Below are 2,425 nucleotides of genomic sequence, written 5' to 3' on the forward strand. Positions count from 1 at the left end.
GAACGTGTTTTATGCTGAAGATATTGTAGTTCCTATTTCAAAATTGCCGGAGGCAATAAAGAGACTAAAAGAGATAGGTAATAAATATAATACTAAATTTTATGTAATCTCGCATATTGGAGATGGAAACTTACACCCTAATATTGTGATAGAGGATGAGGAGTTAAGACAAAGAGCCTTTGAGGAAATTGCTAGAATGGCTATAGAACTAGGAGGCTCTGTTAGTGGGGAACATGGAATAGGTGTCCAAAAAGCGAAGTTAATGGCTGAACAATTAATCAAGCATAATGGTTACAGAGTTTTAGATCTTATGTATCAGATTAAGAGGCTAATTGACCCTAATGACATTATGAACCCCAATAAATTTGTAGAATTATCGTATAAGTTAGCCGATTCGTATAAATAAAATTCAAAACTTCATAATTAACACTTTTTATTTAATAGCTTTAATTGTATGTAATATGCAAGATCCGGTATGTAAAATGGAAGTCGAGAATACAACTCCCTTCAAGGTAAACTATAAAGGAATAACATACTATTTCTGCTCTTCTCACTGTTTAGAGGAGTTTAAAAAAGATCCATTAAGGTACGTTAAAAAAGAAGATTTGAATAAAAAGATAGATGTTAAAGTAGTTTATTGTAGACCTTGCAAATACATGGATAGAGCGTTAGACCTAGCAAAGGATATCCTTAGTTACTTTGAGGAGGCTAACGTGGAATTGGTGCAAGGGGATAGGGGAATATTCGATGTTTATATAAATGACGAATTAGTATTTTCGAGGTATAATCAAAAAAGGTTCCCTGACCATCAAGAAATATTACAAGAGATAAGTAAGAGATTACAGAAATCACTTGCCAGCTAATTTAAGGATGTCAGATATAATATTATCTATATTTTTTACATAACTATACTTCAGCCTTATCTGGTCTAGGCTAATCTTATTCTCAGTTAAATACTTTACTAATATATCAGTCGCAATATCAGTTAAAACTTTAACATCAACCTCATATTTTTTCTTTAACTCTCTAACTGCCTCATCTACAGTACAACTCTTAACGTCTTTAGGGGCGGAAAGTCCTTTTAAATCTTTAAATTTCCAGCTCATACTATATACATGTTTTTCCTAGCTTTTAAGGTTAGAATAGACGAGAATTTGTTCGTATATTGAAAATTATGGAAGTTTGTCAAGAATAGATGTGCTAGTAAGAAAATATGATTACCTCCTCAGTTTTGAGGAAGTTTATGCCCAACTCTTTCCTTAGTATATGATTTTCCTCTGGTTATTTTTATTATAAACATTTTTTATCTAGGGCTTATGAGGAGGAAGTTAGAATTAAATCTAAATTCATTTATTATAGATTTTATTCATGATCTCCGTTGAAGAATTAAACGAAGTTTTAAAACAAGAAGAAATATTTAACTTTATAGGTATAAAATTTGAAAAGATAGATAAAGGCTATGCTAAGCTCTCTTTTAATTATAGTGATAGGCTATCAAGAATAGGTGGCATTCTTCATGGAGGTGTAATGTTAACTGCTATAGATTATGCGGGAAGTATGGCAGCCAAATCATTAGATAACGTAAAAGATGAGGTAACAGCAGAATTAAAAGTGAACTTCATAAAGCCTATGAAACAAGGTCCTTTCACAGTGGAAGGTAAAGTAATAAGTGAGGGAAATAGGTTAGTCGTTATAGAAATTTCAGCTTATGATGGTAATGGTAGTTTATGTGCAAAGGCTTTAGGAACTTGGGTAGTCTATAGGTTCTGAAACTCGATAATCCTCTTAGCTATCTTATAGTGTACGTAATCAACCAACTTGTCATCTAACCTTATTGCACCTCTACCCTCTTTTTTTGCCTTTTCATAAGCTTCAATAACTCTTCTTGCCCACTCTATTTCTTCCTTAGATGGTGAGAAGACTTGATTAGCTATCTCCACTTGGGAAGGGTGAATCACTTGTTTACCTACATATCCTAACTTCCTAGCCTCTTCACATTCTTTCCTAAACCCCTCTTGGTTTTTAAGATCAAAGTAAACCTTATCTATAGCGTCAACATCATAAGCTTTGGCTATATTTACGATATACGTTTTAATGAACTCGTTCTTCTCATAAAAAGTGAAATCTCCACCTAATGATAATGAAAGATCAGCTATACCGTAACTTATTGCCTCTACTCCTTCAGATCTAACAATATCCTCTATCTTGGCTATTCCTTTAGCGGTCTCTATCAATGGAATAAGAGTTTTACCAGTTGCCTTGAATAAAAAGGATAAATCGTTTTCAGTCTTTGGGACTACAATGCATGTTATTTTTTCCTCTTTAGAAATCGTTGCAAGATCCTTAAAAGATTCTGATAATTGTAACGAGTTTATTCTTACACATAACTCCCTCTTACCCCAGTCTAGTTCCTTAATTAACTTTA

Annotated in this window: 4 protein-coding genes and 2 pseudogenes; 4 read left to right on the plus strand and 2 right to left on the minus strand. The window is 32.9% G+C overall.

Features of this window, described 5'->3' with window-relative positions; translation table 11 throughout:
• The 3 genes and pseudogenes from DMP16_RS09085 to DMP16_RS09090 all read left to right on the plus strand — a co-directional run.
• On the plus strand, positions 1 to 406 hold a 406-nt coding region (locus DMP16_RS09085; protein ID WP_304948042.1), incomplete at its 5' end, for an FAD-linked oxidase C-terminal domain-containing protein.
• Positions 407 to 461: 55 nt separating this feature from the next.
• Positions 462 to 596: pseudogene (locus tag DMP16_RS11445) on the plus strand (YHS domain-containing protein); the annotation flags it as partial.
• Between the two features lie 39 nt (positions 597 to 635).
• Positions 636 to 863 (plus strand): annotated as a pseudogene (locus tag DMP16_RS09090) (Rdx family protein); the annotation flags it as partial.
• Here the strand turns inward: DMP16_RS09090 and DMP16_RS09095 are convergent.
• Positions 849 to 1,106, minus strand: coding sequence for a hypothetical protein (locus tag DMP16_RS09095; RefSeq protein WP_069284077.1), 258 nt, complete (start codon positions 1,104 to 1,106; stop codon positions 849 to 851). The pseudogene DMP16_RS09090 and the gene DMP16_RS09095 overlap by 15 nt on opposite strands.
• Before the next feature lie 262 nt (positions 1,107 to 1,368).
• Between DMP16_RS09095 and DMP16_RS09100 the strand changes: the two genes are divergently transcribed.
• Positions 1,369 to 1,770, plus strand: a complete 402-nt coding sequence (locus tag DMP16_RS09100; protein ID WP_069284078.1) for a PaaI family thioesterase — start codon at positions 1,369 to 1,371, stop codon at positions 1,768 to 1,770.
• Here the strand turns inward: DMP16_RS09100 and DMP16_RS09105 are convergent.
• A partial coding sequence (locus DMP16_RS09105) for a CoA ester lyase (RefSeq protein ID WP_143577132.1) occupies positions 1,758 to 2,425 on the minus strand: 668 nt, incomplete at its 5' end. The two genes, DMP16_RS09100 and DMP16_RS09105, sit on opposite strands and share 13 nt — an antisense overlap.

Source organism: Sulfolobus sp. B1 (genome assembly GCF_007050195.1).
Taxonomy (GTDB): domain Archaea; phylum Thermoproteota; class Thermoprotei_A; order Sulfolobales; family Sulfolobaceae; genus Saccharolobus.